At 71.9% G+C, this 14,630-nt stretch carries 12 protein-coding genes; 7 read left to right on the top strand and 5 right to left on the bottom strand.

What is annotated here, in order from left to right:
- Positions 1 to 112: 112 nt before the first annotated feature.
- The gene (locus ABFC67_RS08030) at positions 113 to 943 is read right to left on the bottom strand and encodes an outer membrane protein assembly factor BamD (protein ID WP_346737476.1); all 831 of its coding nucleotides are present in this window, start codon (positions 941 to 943) and stop codon (positions 113 to 115) included.
- A gap of 80 nt (positions 944 to 1,023) precedes the next feature.
- On the opposite strand from ABFC67_RS08030, the gene rluD reads away from it, so the two are divergent.
- Both rluD and pgeF read left to right on the top strand, forming a co-directional pair.
- Entirely contained in the window at positions 1,024 to 1,995 is a 972-nt protein-coding gene (rluD, locus tag ABFC67_RS08025; protein ID WP_346737475.1) for a 23S rRNA pseudouridine(1911/1915/1917) synthase RluD, read from the top strand.
- Between the two features lies 1 nt (position 1,996).
- Positions 1,997 to 2,752 (top strand): peptidoglycan editing factor PgeF, encoded by a 756-nt coding sequence (gene pgeF / locus ABFC67_RS08020; RefSeq protein ID WP_346737474.1) that lies wholly within the window; start codon positions 1,997 to 1,999, stop codon positions 2,750 to 2,752.
- Between the two features lie 32 nt (positions 2,753 to 2,784).
- On the opposite strand, the gene ABFC67_RS08015 is transcribed toward pgeF, so the two are convergent.
- The 4 genes from ABFC67_RS08015 to otsB all read right to left on the bottom strand — a co-directional run bounded on the left by ABFC67_RS08015 (position 2,785) and on the right by otsB (position 7,731).
- Positions 2,785 to 3,681 carry a GGDEF domain-containing protein gene (locus ABFC67_RS08015; protein ID WP_346737473.1) on the bottom strand — a complete coding sequence of 299 codons (897 nt, stop codon included), beginning with the start codon at positions 3,679 to 3,681 and terminating at the stop codon, positions 2,785 to 2,787.
- Between the two features lie 104 nt (positions 3,682 to 3,785).
- The gene (gene otsA, locus ABFC67_RS08010) at positions 3,786 to 5,162 is read right to left on the bottom strand and encodes an alpha,alpha-trehalose-phosphate synthase (UDP-forming) (RefSeq protein ID WP_346737472.1); all 1,377 of its coding nucleotides are present in this window, start codon (positions 5,160 to 5,162) and stop codon (positions 3,786 to 3,788) included.
- Positions 5,159 to 6,940, bottom strand: coding sequence for a glycoside hydrolase family 15 protein (locus ABFC67_RS08005; protein ID WP_346737471.1), 1,782 nt, complete (start codon positions 6,938 to 6,940; stop codon positions 5,159 to 5,161). The genes otsA and ABFC67_RS08005 overlap by 4 nt, the downstream gene beginning before the upstream one ends.
- Positions 6,937 to 7,731, bottom strand: a complete 795-nt coding sequence (gene otsB / locus ABFC67_RS08000; RefSeq protein WP_346737470.1) for a trehalose-phosphatase — start codon at positions 7,729 to 7,731, stop codon at positions 6,937 to 6,939. Before otsB ends, ABFC67_RS08005 begins: the two co-directional genes overlap by 4 nt.
- A gap of 153 nt (positions 7,732 to 7,884) precedes the next feature.
- Here otsB and clpB point away from each other — a divergent pair, with 153 nt between their 5' ends.
- From clpB to ABFC67_RS07975, 5 genes are all read left to right on the top strand, one after another.
- A complete protein-coding gene (gene clpB / locus ABFC67_RS07995; protein WP_346737469.1) occupies positions 7,885 to 10,470 on the top strand; it encodes an ATP-dependent chaperone ClpB in 2,586 nt (861 codons plus the stop codon).
- Between the two features lie 114 nt (positions 10,471 to 10,584).
- The gene (locus tag ABFC67_RS07990; RefSeq protein WP_346737468.1) at positions 10,585 to 10,878 is read left to right on the top strand and encodes a zinc ribbon domain-containing protein; all 294 of its coding nucleotides are present in this window, start codon (positions 10,585 to 10,587) and stop codon (positions 10,876 to 10,878) included.
- Between the two features lie 236 nt (positions 10,879 to 11,114).
- Complete coding sequence (gene aspS, locus ABFC67_RS07985) at positions 11,115 to 12,914, top strand: aspartate--tRNA ligase (RefSeq protein ID WP_346737467.1); 1,800 nt, start codon at positions 11,115 to 11,117, stop codon at positions 12,912 to 12,914.
- Positions 12,915 to 13,190: 276 nt separating this feature from the next.
- The gene (locus ABFC67_RS07980; RefSeq protein ID WP_346737466.1) at positions 13,191 to 13,817 is read left to right on the top strand and encodes an alpha/beta fold hydrolase; all 627 of its coding nucleotides are present in this window, start codon (positions 13,191 to 13,193) and stop codon (positions 13,815 to 13,817) included.
- Between the two features lie 39 nt (positions 13,818 to 13,856).
- Positions 13,857 to 14,588 carry a YebC/PmpR family DNA-binding transcriptional regulator gene (locus tag ABFC67_RS07975; protein WP_346737465.1) on the top strand — a complete coding sequence of 244 codons (732 nt, stop codon included), beginning with the start codon at positions 13,857 to 13,859 and terminating at the stop codon, positions 14,586 to 14,588.
- The last annotated feature ends 42 nt before the right edge of the window (positions 14,589 to 14,630 follow it).

Below are 14,630 nucleotides of genomic sequence, written 5' to 3'. Positions count from 1 at the left end.
CCGCCGGTAGGAGCCTGCGTGCGGGCGACCGGAAAGGACGAGATGGATTCCCGCTGGCGCGGGAATGACGACCGGTCGAGCCTTTCCCGAGTCCCGAGTCCCGAGTCCCGCCTCAGTAATGCCCCGACAGCGGGATCATGCGGCGGATCGTCGACGGCCGCTTGGGCCAGCCCTTCTGGTCGGCGAGATACGGGTGGTTGGGGTAGTTCAGCTTGAGCACGCGCTCGGCGTCGTCGGCGAGCTTGGTCTGGCCGAGCTTGCGGTAGCTCTTGGTCATCACCGCCAGCGCATCGGCCGCCTGCGGCGTCTGCTGATAATGCTCGATGATGTACTCGGCGCGGTCGGCGGCGGCGACGTAGGCCTGGATGCGCAGGTAGTACATCGCGATGTTCAGCTCGTACTGCGCGAGGCCGTTGCGCAGGTAGATCATGCGCTGGCGGCCGTCGTTGGCGTAGCGGCTGTTCGGGTAGCGCGTGACCAGGTCGGAGAAGTCGTTGAACGCCTGCACCGCGTAGCCCGGATCGCGACGCGACCGGTCGCGCTTGATGTAGTTCTCGAGGAACGAGTTGGTGCGGTTGAAGTTGATCAGGCCGCGCAGGTAGTACGCGTAATCGATATGCTTGTTGGTCGGATAGGTCTTGATGAAGCGGTTGATCGTCGAGTAGGCGTCGTCCGGCTTGTCGCTCTTGTACTGCGCATAGGCCAGTTCGAGCTCGGACTGCTCGGTGTACGGCCCGAACGGGAAGCGCGCGATCAGGCGCTGGTAGGCTTTCTCGGCGCGGCCGTAGTTGCCGATCTGCAGCGACTGTTTCGCCTTGGCGTAGACCTGCTCGACCGGCAGCGTTTCGGCTTCGTCGCGCTTGTTCTTGCCGAAGTGCGAACAGCCCACCAGCAGCACGAGCAGGGCGAGCAGCGGCAGACGCAGGATCGGGGCGACGCGCATGGAAATACCCGGAGGCAAACACGAATGGCCATGATAGCCCAAACCGGCCCCCGGCCGGCAGCGCGCCCGCGGAGGGCGGCATGAACGAACCGGTACGCCGGACCGCGATCCCGCCGGAGGAGGCGGGTCGGCGCTTCGACCAGGCGCTGGCGCGGATGTTCCCCGAGTTCTCGCGTTCGCGCCTCAGCGCGTGGATACGCGCCGGCGCGGCGCGCCTCGACGGCGCCGCGGTCGCCCCGCGCCACGTGGTGCGCGGCGGCGAGACGGTCGAGCTGACGCCGCGCCTCGAGGACGAGGTCGCGATGGTGCCGCAGCCGATCGCGCTGGACGTCCGCTACGAGGACGCCGACCTGCTGGTGCTGGTCAAGCCGGCCGGTTTGGTCGTGCACCCCGGCGCCGGCAACCCGGCCGGCACGCTGCAGAACGCCCTGCTGCACCACGATGCGGCGCTGGCGCAGGTGCCGCGCGCGGGCATCGTGCACCGCCTCGACAAGGACACCTCCGGCCTGATGGTGGTGGCGAAGTCGCTGCGCGCGCATACCGCGCTGGTGGCGATGCTCGCCGCGCGCGACGTGCACCGCCAGTACGAGGCGGTGGTGCTGGGCACGCTGGTTGCCGGCGGCACGGTGGACGCGCCGCTCGGCCGCCATCCGGTCGATCGTTTGCGCCAGGCCGTGCGCGACGGCGACGGCGGCAGGCGCGCGGTCACGCACTACCGCGTGCGCGAGCGCTTTCGCGCGCACACGCTGCTGCAATGCAATCTCGAAACCGGGCGCACGCATCAGATCCGCGTGCACCTGGCGCACATCGGCCACCCGCTGGTCGGCGACCCGCTGTACGGCGGCGGCCTCAGGCTGCCGCGCGGCGCCAGCCCGGCGCTGGTCGAGGCGCTGAAAGGCTTCCGCCGCCAGGCGCTGCACGCCGAACGGCTCGCCTTCGCGCACCCGGTCGATGGCCGGCCGCTCGAATTTGCCGCCGAACGGCCGGCCGACCTCGCCGCGCTGGTCGAGGCGCTGCGCGCGGACACCGCCCTGGCCGCGGAGTCGCGCTGAGGTGCGCACCGGCTTTCTGCAGCCGGACTGGCCCGCGCCGCCGCGCGTGCGCGCGGCGGTCGCCACGCGCGCAGCGCCGGGGGTGTCGGTGGCGCCGTTCGGGCCGTGCAACCTCGGCGCGCGCAGCGGCGACGACCCGGCCGCGGTCGCCGCCAACCGCGCCGCGCTGGCCGACGCGCTGGCGCTGCCGTCCGCGCCGCTGTGGCTGCGCCAGGTGCACGGCACGCGGGTGGTCGATGCCGATGCCGCCGCGCCCGGCGGCGAGCCGCAGGCCGACGCCGCGCTGACGCGCACGCCCGGCCGCGTGCTCGCCATCCTCACCGCCGACTGCCTGCCGCTGCTGTTCGCGCGTGACGACGGCGGCGCCGTCGCCGCCGCGCATGCCGGCTGGCGCGGGCTGTCGGCCGGCGTGCTGGAAGCGACGCTGGGCGCGCTCGCCGCGCCGCCGGCGCGCGTGCTGGCGTGGCTGGGCCCGGCGATCGGCGCGGCGTCGTACGAAGTGGGCGAGGAAGTGCGCGCGGCTTTCGTCGATGCCGACCCCGGCGCTGCCATCGCCTTCGCGCCGACCCGCCCCGGCCACTGGCATTGCGACCTCGAAGCGCTGGCGCGCCGCCGCCTCGCCGCCGCCGGCGTGACCCGCGTGCACGGCGGCGGCTTCGATACCCGCGCCGACCCGCGCTTCCATTCCTATCGCCGCGACGGCGCGCGCAGCGGGCGCTTCGCCAGCCTGGTGTGGATCGCGCAGAACGCCAGTTAGGACGGGTTGCGGGCGGATGCCGGGCGCGGCGCTCAGCCTGCCGGCGCGTACAGCTCGACGCGGTCGCGGCCGTTGCGCTTGGCGACGAGCAGGGCGGCGTCGGCGCGTTCGATGGCGCTGTCCAGCGCGCAGCCGGGTTCGACTTCGGCGAGGCCGACGCTGAAGCTGATGCGCAGCCGCGCTTCGCCGGCGAAGCGGCGCTCGGCGACGCGGGCGCGCAGGCGCTCGCAGGCGCTGCGCGCGTCCGGCAGCGACGCGTGGATCAACAGCAGGAATTCCTCGCCGCCCCAGCGCGCCGCCCAGTCGCTCTCGCGCAGCGAGGCGCGCAGCAGGTCGCCGAGTTCGGCCAGCACGGCGTCGCCGACGCCGTGGCCGTGGCGGTCGTTGACCGACTTGAAGCGGTCGATGTCGAGCATGCCGACGCAGCGCGGCCAGGCGCCCTCGATCTCGTGCAGCGCGCGGTCGGCGGCGCGGCGGTTCATCAGGCCGGTGAGGAAGTCCGACTGCGCCAGCTTTTCCAGCTCGCCGCGCTCGCGCGCCAGCGCCGCGGTGACGTAGCGCACGTCGCGCAGCAGCCGGCCGGCGGTGTCGCGGTAGTGCTGCGGCAGCGCGGCCGGAGTGCCGTCGTGCAGAAAATCGCGCAGCGCCTGCGCCGCCAGTTCGATCGGCGCGACCAGTTGGCGGAAGCCGCGGAACGCCAGCAGGGTGCCGGCCAGCAGTGCGGCCAGCGCCGGCAGCAGCCACGTGTCGCGGTCGACCGTGCGCGTGGTGAGCAGCCATGCCAGCAGCGCCAGCAGCGGCAACTGCAGGGTCACGAACGCCACTGCGAAGAACTTGCCGGCGTAGCTGCGCGGGCGATTGCGCGCGGCGAGCCGCGCGTACAGTCCCAGCGACGGCGGGTGCCGCTGCCACTTCGGGAACAAGCGCATGGAGCCTCCTGCAACCGTGCTGCCTCCCCACGCGGCATCCTGTGCAAAGCGCCGCCGGCGAACGCGGACGGCGGTCACGCTACGGGCGGCGATGCTGGCGCCGTTCAGCTTGCGGCGGTGCGCGCCAGGGCGCGCAGGAAGGCGCCGCGCCAGGCGGTGATGTCCTGCCGGCGCATGACCTCCATCATCGCCTGCCAGCGCATGCGCCGTTCCTCCATCGGCATCACCAGCGCGGCGCGCAGCGCGTCGGCGACTTCGTCCTGATCGTAGGGATTGACCCGCAGCGCGGTCTTCAGCTCGTTGGCCGCGCCGGCGAAGCGCGACAGCACCAGCACGCCCGGATCGGCCGGATCCTGGCAGGCGACGTATTCCTTGGCGACCAGGTTCATGCCGTCGCGCAGCGGCGTCACCAGCCCGACGCGGGCGACGCGGTAGTAGCCGGCCAGCGTCGCCTGCGGGAACGCCTTGTTGACGTAGCGGATCGGCACCCAGTCCGGTTCCGCGTAGGCGCCGTTGATGTGGCCGGCGATGCGTTCGAGTTCGCGGCGGATGGCGCGGTATTCCGGCACCTCGCTGCGCGAGGGCGGTGCGATCTGCAGCAGCGATACGCGGCTGCGCAGGTGCGGCGCGGACTCCAGCAGGCGGCCGAACGCCGCGAAGCGCTCGGGCAGGCCCTTGGAGTAGTCGAGCCGGTCGACGCCGATCACCAGCGCGCGCTCGGCCAGGCTCTCGCGCAGGTGCGCCACCGCGCTGCCGGTTGCCGCGCGCGCCGCGCTCTCGGCGACCGCGGCGGTGTCGATGCCGATCGGGAAGCAGCCCGCGCGGAAGCGGCGTCCATCCGCGGTGCGGATCGTGTCGTCGTCGGCCAGCTCGGCGCCGGCTTCGTGGCAGAAATAGTCCTGCAATGCGCGCAGGTCGCGCGGCGTCTGCAGTCCGACCAGGTCGTAGGCGGCCAGCGCCTCGATCAGATCGCGATGGTGCGGCAGGGTCACCAGCAGGTCGGCCGGCGGCAGCGGCGTGTGCAGGAAGAAGCCGATGCGGCTGGCCACGCCGCGCCGGCGCAGGTGCGCGGCCAACGGGATCAGGTGGTAGTCGTGCACCCAGGCCACGTCGTCCGGTTCGAGCAACGCGGCCAGGTGCTCGGCGAACATCGCGTTGACGCGCTGGTAGCCGGCATAGGTTTCCCGCTGGTAGTCGACCAGGTCGGTGCGGCAGTGGAACAGCGGCCACAGCGCGCGGTTGGCGAAGCCGGCGTAGTAGTCGTCGCGGTCGCGGCGCGACAGGTCGAGGGTGGCGTAGGTGATCAGGCCCTCGCGCTGGCGGCGCAGCTCGGTGGCGCTGGCGGCGGCCAGCTTGCCGCTCCAGCCGAACCACACGCCGCCGCACTCCGACAACGCGGCGTGCATCGCCGTCGCCAGCCCGCCGGCGCGGATCTCCTTCGGCAGCGCGACGCGATTGGACACCACCACCAGCCGGCTCACAGGGCTTCCTCCCACGGCCGCGACAGGCGCATCGCCGCGTTGACCAGGCCGACCAGCGAGTAGGTCTGCGGGAAGTTGCCCCAGGCCTCGCCACTGTGCGGGTCGAGATCCTCGGACAGCAGACCGAGCGGATTGCGCCGCGCCAAGAGGTGTTCGAACAGCTCGCGCGCCTCGTCGTGCCGGCCCAGTGCGGCCAGCGCGTCGATGTACCAGTAGGTGCAGATGGTGAAGCTGGTCTCGGGCGTGCCGAAATCGTCGGGCGCGGCGTAGCGCAGCAGGTAGTCGCCGCGACGCAGCTCGCGGCCGATCGCGTCGACGGTGGCGGCGAAGCGCGGGTCGTCGCCGCGCACGAAGCCGATGTCGGCCAGCAGCAGCAGGCTGGCGTCCAGGCGGTCGCCGTCGAAGGCGTCGACGAAGTGGCCGCGCACGCCGTGGAAGCCGCGCGTGTCGATGTCGTTGCGCAGGCGCGCGGCGGCGTCGCGCCAGTGCCGCGCGCGCGCCGCCAGGCCGAGCTGGCCGGCGATGCGCGCCAGGCGGTCGCAGGCGGCCCAGCACATCGCCGCGGAGTAGGTGTGCACGCGCGTGCTGCCGCGGAACTCCCACAGCCCCGCATCCGGCTGCCCGGCCAGCCGCGCCGCGGCGGTGCCGAGCGGCTCCAGCCGCGCGAAGGTTTCCGCGTCGCCGGGACGTTCCAGCCGCTGGTCGAAGAACAGTTGCGCGGCGGCCAGCAGCACGCTGCCGTGGACGTCATGCTGGCGTTGCCGCCAGGCGTCGTTGCCGATGCGTACCGGGCCCATGCCGCGGTAGCCGGCGAGATCGGGCGCTTCGCGCTCGTGCAGCTCGCGCGCGTAGGTGATGCCGTAGACCGGGCCGAGCTCGCCGTCCGTCGCGGCTAGGTTGAAGATGTAGTGCAGGTATTCCTCCATCGTGCGCGTCGCGCCGAGGCGGTTCAGCGCGCGCACCACGAACGCCGCGTCGCGCAGCCAGCAGTAGCGGTAGTCCCAGGTGCGCGGCGTGCCGGGCGCTTCCGGAATCGAGGTGGTCACCGCGGCGACGATGGCGCCGGTATCCTCGAACTGGCACAGCTTCAGCGTGATCGCCGCACGGATCACCGCCTCCTGCCACTCGAACGGCACCGACAGGTAGCGCACCCACTCGCGCCAGTAGTCGAGGGTGTGGCGCATCAGCGCGTCGACGAAGTCGTCGACCGGCAGGGTCAAGGTCTCGTCGGGGCCGAGCACGCAGTGCAGCGGACGCTCCAGGATCAGCGGCAGCGCGTCGGTGACGTAGGGCACCGGCAGGTCCGAGGTCAGGCGCAGCGTCACGTCGTCGAGCAGGAAGCGCACGTGATTGCTGCCGGAGGTCCGTGCCGGCACGCGCGCGCCGTAGCCGGCCAGCGGCGCGAGGCGCATGCGGATGCGCGGCGTGCCCGCCACCGGCGCGATGCGCCGCGCCAGCATCATCGGGTGGTAGATGCGCCCGTGCTGCTTGTAGCGCGGCGCGAGGTCGGTGATCTCGACGATGCCGCCGTGGCGATCGTACAGGCGCGTCGCCAGCACCGCGGTATTGCGCAGGTAGCGTTGCTCGGCGCGGGCGAAGTCCTCCAGCTCCACCGCCCACACCCCGGCACCGGCGTGGCGCGGCGACAGCAGCGCGCAGAAGGCGGGGTCGCCGTCGAAATGCGGGAAGCAGCCCCAGACGACGCGGCCCTGCGCGTCGATCAGCGCGGCGATCTTGCCGTTGCCGACGATGCCGAGGTCGAGATTGGCGGCGTTCATGCGCGGGCGTCTCCTCGTTCGAGCGCGGCGGCGACGCGTTGCAGCCAGGCATGCACGTCGGCGGGGGCGGGCAGCGCGTAGCGCGCCGCGCTGGGGCGCGTGCCGACCAGCACGCTGAGGCCGTCCGCGCGGTTGACCGCGGCGAAGGCGTGCTCGTCGGTGAGGTCGTCGCCGACGAACACCGGCGTGCGCGCGCGGAACGGCGGCGCGGCGCGCAACGCGTCGATCGCGCGCCCCTTGTCGGCATCGACCGGCTTCAGTTCGCAGACCATCGCGCCCGGCTGCACGGCGATGCCCGGCAGCATCGCGGCGATGCGCGCCGCGCCCTCGTGCACCTGCGCGGCAAGCGCGGGCGCGCGACGGTAGTGCAGGGCGACGGCGGCACCCTTGGCTTCGAGCAGCACGCCGGGCAGCGCATCGGCGAGCTCGCGCGCGCGCGCCTGCAGCAGCCCGGCGACGCGGCTGTCGATGGCGAGCATGCGCCGCGCACCTTCGGCGTCGCGCAGCTCGCAGCCGTGGATGCCGGCTGCCGGCAGGCGCAGCGGCGCGAACAGCCGGTCGAGGTCGTCGATGCTGCGGCCGCTGACCAGGGCCAGCGCGCCGCCGAACGCGGCGTGCAAGCGCTGCAGCAGCGCGATCAGCGCGGGGGGCACGCGCACGCCGGCGGGGCTCGCTGCGAACTCGAGCAGCGAGCCGTCGACATCCAGGAACAGCGACCAGCGCGCGGCGCGGTGCGGCAGCGGCGGTGCGGGCAGCGCATTCCGTGGGGCGGGTGTCGGGTGCGGGTCCACCTCGAAAATCTGGGGTTGATACGGGCAAATCAAACCTTTGCGATTGTGCCGCAACGGGCGGGGGCGGCCAAACCCGCTTGAATCCCCGCCTCGCGGCCCGCACCTCCGGGGCAGCGGCGGCCGTGGCCGCCATCGTTTTGCAGGGGATTGCCCATGCGGATGGACAAACTGACCTCGCGCTTCCAGCAGGCGCTGGCCGACGCGCAATCGCTGGCGGTCGGGCGCGACCACAACATGCTCGAACCGGCGCACGTGCTGGCCGCGCTGCTCGACCAGCAAGGCGGCTCGACCGTGCCGCTGCTGACCCAGGCCGGCGTCGACGTGCCGGCGCTGCGCCAGCGCGTGACCGCGATCCTCGAGCGGCTGCCGCGCGTGGCCGGCCAGGAGGGCAACCTCAACATCGGCAACGAGCTCAGCCGCCTGCTCAACCTCACCGACAAGCTGGCGCAGCAGCGCGGCGACCAGTTCATCGCCAGCGAGCTGTTCGTGCTGGCGGCGCTGGAGGACAAGGGCGAGGTCGGCGCGGCGCTGAAGGCGGCCGGCGCGAGCAAGGCCGCGCTGGAAGCGGCGATCGACAAGCTGCGCGGCGGCGAGAAGGTGCAGAGCGAGGGCGCCGAGGACCAGCGCCAGGCGCTGGAGAAGTTCACCATCGACCTGACCGCGCGCGCCGAGTCCGGCAAGCTCGATCCGGTGATCGGCCGCGACGAGGAGATCCGCCGCGTCGTGCAGGTGCTGCAGCGGCGCACCAAGAACAACCCGGTGCTGATCGGCGAGCCCGGCGTCGGCAAGACCGCGATCGTCGAAGGCCTGGCGCAGCGCATCGTCAACGGCGAGGTGCCGGAGGGCCTGCGCGACAAGCGCGTGCTGGCGCTGGACATGGGCGCGCTGATCGCCGGCGCCAAGTTCCGCGGCGAATTCGAGGAGCGCCTGAAGGGCGTGCTGAACGACCTGGCCAAGCAGGAAGGCCGGGTGATCCTGTTCATCGACGAGCTGCACACCATGGTCGGCGCCGGCAAGGCCGAGGGCGCGATGGACGCCGGCAACATGCTGAAGCCGGCGCTGGCGCGCGGCGAGCTGCACTGCATCGGCGCGACCACGCTGGACGAGTACCGCAAGTACGTCGAGAAGGACGCCGCGCTGGAGCGGCGCTTCCAGAAGGTGTTCGTCGGCGAGCCGTCGGTGGAGGACACCATCGCCATCCTGCGCGGGCTGAAGGAGCGCTACGCCGTGCACCACGGCGTCGAGATCACCGACCCGGCGATCGTCGCCGCGGCGACGCTGTCGCACCGCTACATCAGCGACCGCCAGCTGCCGGACAAGGCCATCGACCTGATGGACGAGGCTGCGTCGCGCATCCGCATGGAGATCGACTCCAAGCCGGAGGAACTCGACCGGCTGGAGCGGCGGCTGATCCAGCTGAAGATCCAGCGCGAGGCGCTGAAGAAGGAGAAGGACGAGGAATCGCAGAAGCGCCTCGCCGACCTCGAAGCCGACATCGCCAAGCTGGAGCGCGAGTTCGCCGACCTGAACGAGGTGTGGAAATCGGAGAAGGCGACGCTGCAGGGCGCGACCAGGATCAAGGAGCAGATCGAGGCCGCGCGCCTCGAGCTCGAAGCCGCGCAGCGCCGCCAGGACTACGCGAAGATGAGCGAGATCCAGTACGGCAAGCTGCCGGAGCTGGAGAAGCAGCTCAAGGCCGCGCAGGAGGCGGAGCAGCGCGGCTTCACCCTGCTGCAGGACCGCGTCACCGCCGAGGAGATCGCCGAGGTGGTGTCGCGCTGGACCGGCATCCCGGTGTCGAAGATGCTGGAAGGCGAGCGCGAGAAGCTGCTGCACATGGAAGACGCGCTGCACAAGCGCGTGGTCGGCCAGGACGAGGCGGTGCGCGCGGTGTCCGACGCCATCCGCCGCGCGCGCGCCGGCCTGTCCGACCCCAACCGCCCGAACGGCTCGTTCCTGTTCCTCGGTCCCACCGGCGTGGGCAAGACCGAGCTGTGCAAGGCGCTGGCCGAGTTCATGTTCGACACCGCCGACGCGATGGTGCGCATCGACATGAGCGAGTTCATGGAGAAGCACTCGGTCGCGCGCCTGATCGGCGCGCCGCCCGGCTACGTCGGCTACGAGGAAGGCGGCTACCTGACCGAGGCGGTGCGCCGGCGCCCGTACAGCGTGATCCTGCTCGACGAGGTCGAGAAGGCGCACCACGACGTGTTCAACGTGCTGCTGCAGGTGCTCGACGACGGCCGCCTCACCGACGGCCAGGGCCGCACCGTCGACTTCCGCAACACCGTGGTGGTGATGACCTCCAACCTCGGCTCCAACCTGATCCAGGAGATGACCGGCGGCGACGGCGAGGAGGAGTACCTCAAGATGAAATCGGCGGTGCTGGGCGTCGTGCAGGCGCACTTCCGCCCCGAGTTCATCAACCGCCTCGACGAGCTGGTGGTGTTCCGCCCGCTGGAGAAGGCGCAGATCCGCGCGATCGCGCGCATCCAGATCGGCTACCTGGAGAAGCGCCTGGCCGAGCGCCAATTGAAGCTCGAAGTCGACGACAAGGCGCTGGACCTGCTCGGCAACGTCGGTTTCGATCCGGTGTACGGCGCGCGGCCGCTGAAGCGGGCGATCCAGCAGCAACTGGAAAACCCGCTGGCGCGCGAGATCCTGGAAGGCCGCTTCCAGCCGGGCGACAGCGTGCAGGTCGGCGTGCACGAGGGCCGGCTGGCGTTCGCCAAGGGATGATGCCGAAGGCCGAGGGTCGAACCGGCGGTTGCGGCCGCGGGCTTTGTTGACTTTTGACCCTTGACCTTTGACGCTTCCGCTCTTGTTCCGTTCTTTTCCGCTTCACCGCCACCCATGCCCATCTACGAATTCGAATGCGGCGCCTGCGGCCATCGCTTCGACCGCCTGCAGAGACTTTCCGACCCCGACCCGCGCGACTGCCCCGAGTGCGGCCGCGCCGAGTTGAACCGCTGCGTCACCGCGCCGGCGTTCCGCCTGGCCGGTAGCGGCTGGTACGAGACCGACTTCAAGAAAGACGGCGACGCCAAGCGCAACCTCGCGCACAAGGACGATGCGCCGAAAAAGGACGCGGCCAAGGCCGAGTCCGCCGCACCCAAGGCCGACACGCCCGCGTCGGGCACCCGCTGAGCGCAAGGCCACCGCCGCGCCCCGCGCGGGCCGGCGATCGCACCTTCCCCGTGCCCGGGGTGCAAGGACGCCGCGACGGATGCCGGCGCACCCCGCGCGCGACCCGGCGCGCCCCGGCCGCGCCGCCGGCGTCGCGAGCGTGATCGCGGCGGGCGTTTTGTTTGCAGCGCAGCAAATCCGGCCTTAGCATTCCGCGTCTTGCCTTATCCGCCTGCGGGCGGCCGGAGCTTTCGCGCATGCGCACCCACTACTGCGGCCTCGTCGACGAGTCCCTGATCGGCCGGAACGTCACCCTGTGCGGCTGGGTCGACACCCGCCGCGACCACGGCGGCGTGGTGTTCCTCGACCTGCGCGACCACGAGGGCATCGTGCAGGTGGTGGCGGATCCGGACACCGCCGAAGCGTTCGCCACGGCGAGCGCGGTGGGCTACGAGTATTGCCTGCGCGTCACCGGCACGGTGCGCAGGCGCGTCAGCGCCAACGACCGCGTCAGGACCGGCCGCGTCGAGGTGCTGGCGCAGTCGATCGAGGTGCTGAACGCCGCGCGCGACCTGCCGTTCGCGCTGCACGAGAATCCCAGCGAGGAGACGCGGCTGAAGTACCGCTACCTCGACCTGCGCCGCCCGGAGATGCAGCGCATGATGCGCACGCGCATCAAGCTGGTGCAGGCGCTGCGCCGCCAGCTCGACGCCGCCGGCTTCCAGGACCTGGAGACGCCGATCCTGACCAAGGCCACGCCGGAAGGCGCGCGCGATTATCTCGTGCCCTCGCGCGTGCACCCGGGGCAGTTCTACGCGCTGCCGCAGTCGCCGCAGTTGTTCAAGCAGATCCTGATGATGGCGGGCTTCGACCGCTACTACCAGATCGCGCGCTGCTTCCGCGACGAGGACCTGCGCGCCGACCGCCAGCCGGAGTTCACCCAGCTCGACATGGAGTTCGCGTTCGTCGGGGAGCGCGACGTGCAGGACTTCGTCGAACCGCTGATCCGCCGCACGTTCGCGGAAGTGGTCGAGGCCGAACTGCCTGCGCCGTTCCCGCGCATGACCTGGGCGGAGGCGATGCGCCGCTACGGTTCCGACAAGCCGGACCTGCGCATCGCGCTGGAGCTGGCCGATGTCGCGGACGCGGTGAAACACGTCGAGTTCAAGGTGTTCGCCGGCCCGGCCAACGACCCGCAGGGCCGCGTCGCCGCGCTGCGCGTGCCGGGCGGCAGCGACCTGAGCCGCCGCGAGATCGACCTGCTCGCCGAGCACGCCGCCAAGCACGGCGCGAAGGGCCTGGCCTGGATCCGCATCGACGACCTTGCCAAGGGACGGGAAGGTTTGACCTCGCCGGTGGTGAAGTTCCTCGACGACGCGGCGCTTTCGGCGATCTTCGCCGCCACCAGCGCGCAGAACGGCGACCTGCTGCTGATCGGCGCCGGCGCGTGGAAGACCGTCACCGACTTCATGGGCGCGCTGCGGCTCAAGGTCGGCCGCGACCGCGGCCTGGTCGAGAACGCCTGGCGGCCGCTGTGGGTCACCGATTTCCCGATGTTCGAATACGACGCCGAGGCGCAGCGCTACGTCGCGCTGCACCACCCGTTCACCGCGCCCAAGGTCGACGACATCGCCGCGCTCAAGGCCGACCCGGCCAACGCGGTCAGCCGCGGCTACGACATGGTGCTGAACGGCAACGAGATCGGCGGCGGCTCGATCCGTATCCATCGCCCGGACATGCAGAGCGCGGTGTTCGACCTGCTCGGCATCGGCGCCGAGGAGGCGCAGGCCAAGTTCGGCTTCCTGCTGGAGGCGCTGAAGTTCGGCGCGCCGCCGCACGGCGGCATCGCCTTCGGCATCGACCGCATCGCCGCGCTGATGGCGGGCACCGACTCGATCCGCGACGTGATCGCCTTCCCCAAGACCACCAGCGCGCAGGACCTGATGACCGACGCGCCCTCGGCGATTCCCGCGGCGCAGTTGAAGGAGCTGCACGTGCGCGTGGCGGAAGGCCTGCGGGACGCGGAACCCGGGGCCCGGGACCCGGGCAAGGCGTAACAACGCGCCGTCGTTCCCGTTCGCGTTCGTCGCCCACGGCCTCGTTCCGTGGCGGATACCGCGGCAGGAGCCTGCGCGCAGGCGACCCGCCCCGCGCCCTTCCCGCGCAAGCGGGGATGCGGCGCGGTACGTCGCATGAAGCGCATGGCCACCGACGCAGCACGTTTCGCATAATCGAAGCGCCGGGTCCCGGCGTTCGCCGGAATGACGGCGCGTCGTTACGCTCTTCCCGACTCCCGACTCCCGACTCCCGACTCCCGACTCCCGAAGCACCCCATGCCCGACCACGTGATCCTGCTGCACGGCCTGTGGATGCGCGGTTTCGCGCTGGGCGCGCTGAAGCGCCGGCTCGCCGCGGCCGGTTTCGCGGTGCATGCGTTCGAGTACCTGAGCGTCGCGGCCGCGCCGGAGCTGACGGCGCGGCGCCTGGCGGAGCGGGCGGACAGGCTCGGCGCGCGGCGCCTGCACCTGCTCGGACACAGCCTGGGCGGCCTGATCGCGCTGCGCGCGGCGGCCGCGCTGGAGCTGCCGCCGGGGCGCATCGTCTGCCTCGGCTCGCCGCTGGCTGGCAGCGCCGCCGCGCGCGGGCTGGCCGGCTTTCCGGGCGGCGCCATGCTGATGGGGCAGAGCTTCGCGCTGCTGCGCGACGGCCTCGAACGCTGGGACGGCGCGCGCGACGTCGGCGTGATCGCCGGCCGGCTGCCGATCGGCCTGGGCGCGTGGCTGGGCCGCTTCGACGGCGAGCACGACGGCACCGTGGCGGTGGCCGAGACGCGGCTGCCGGGCATCGCCGACCACTGCGTGGTGCCGGCCTCGCACACCGGCCTGCTGTTCTCGGCCGAGGCCGCCGGTCAGGCCGCGGCGTTCCTGCAGCTCGGGCATTTCGAGCGCGGACTGGGGTAAAATCGCGCGCTTGCCAGTCAGCCAGCCGCAGGTAGTCCCATGGGTAGAGGCCCGTCCATCGAAGGCCGCAAGAACGCCGAGGACGCCAAGCGCGCCAAGGTGTTCACCAAGCTGATCCGCGAAATCACCGTCGCCACGCGCTCGGGCGTGGCCGATCCGGCCGGCAATCCGCGCCTGCGCGCGGCGGTGGACAAGGCGCTGTCGGCCAACATGACCAAGGACACCATCGAGCGCGCGATCAAGCGCGGCTCCGGCGCCGACGGCGGCGCCGACATGCAGGACCTGCGCTACGAGGGCTACGGTCCGGGCGGCGTGGCGCTGATCATCGAATGCTTCACCGACAACCCGACGCGCACCGTGGCCGACGTGCGCCACGCGTTGACCAAGCACGGCGGCAATCTCGGCACCAGCGGCTCGGTGGCGTTCCAGTTCACCCGCTGCGGCGAGCTGGCGTACGCCACGCGCGGCGACGCGGCGGCGGAGGAGAAGGTGCTGGAAGCGGCGCTCGATGCCGGCGCCGACGACGTGATCAACGAGGGCGGCGAGAGCACCGTGCTGTGCGCGCCGGAAAGCTTCGAGGCGGTGCAGCAGGCGCTGATCGCGGCGGGCCTGCGCGCCGAGCATGCCGGCGTCGGCATGCGCCCCAACAACCGCGTGGCGGTGTCCGCCGAGACCGCGGAGACCCTGCTCGACCTGGTCGAGAAGCTGGAAGGCCTCGACGACGTGAGCGAGGTCTACCACAACGCCGAACTGCCGGCGAACGGGACATGAGCGGGACTCGGGACCCGGGATTCAGGGCTCCGGGCGAGGGCC

Source organism: Mizugakiibacter sp., assembly GCF_039680435.1.
GTDB lineage: Bacteria > Pseudomonadota > Gammaproteobacteria > Xanthomonadales > Rhodanobacteraceae > Mizugakiibacter.
Note: the sequence above shows the minus strand (reverse complement) of the source record. Positions and strands in the feature narration are given on the sequence as shown.

Coding starts and splice junctions, on each gene's coding strand:
- ABFC67_RS08030 (WP_346737476.1), bottom strand. CDS start 943: ATGCGCGTCGCCCCGATCCTGCGTCTGCCGCTGCTCGCCCTGCTCGTG.
- ABFC67_RS07980 (WP_346737466.1), top strand. CDS start 13,191: ATGCCCGACCACGTGATCCTGCTGCACGGCCTGTGGATGCGCGGTTTC.
- ABFC67_RS07990 (WP_346737468.1), top strand. CDS start 10,585: ATGCCCATCTACGAATTCGAATGCGGCGCCTGCGGCCATCGCTTCGAC.
- ABFC67_RS08005 (WP_346737471.1), bottom strand. CDS start 6,940: ATGAACGCCGCCAATCTCGACCTCGGCATCGTCGGCAACGGCAAGATC.
- ABFC67_RS08015 (WP_346737473.1), bottom strand. CDS start 3,681: ATGCGCTTGTTCCCGAAGTGGCAGCGGCACCCGCCGTCGCTGGGACTG.
- ABFC67_RS07975 (WP_346737465.1), top strand. CDS start 13,857: ATGGGTAGAGGCCCGTCCATCGAAGGCCGCAAGAACGCCGAGGACGCC.
- rluD (WP_346737475.1), top strand. CDS start 1,024: ATGAACGAACCGGTACGCCGGACCGCGATCCCGCCGGAGGAGGCGGGT.
- aspS (WP_346737467.1), top strand. CDS start 11,115: ATGCGCACCCACTACTGCGGCCTCGTCGACGAGTCCCTGATCGGCCGG.
- clpB (WP_346737469.1), top strand. CDS start 7,885: ATGCGGATGGACAAACTGACCTCGCGCTTCCAGCAGGCGCTGGCCGAC.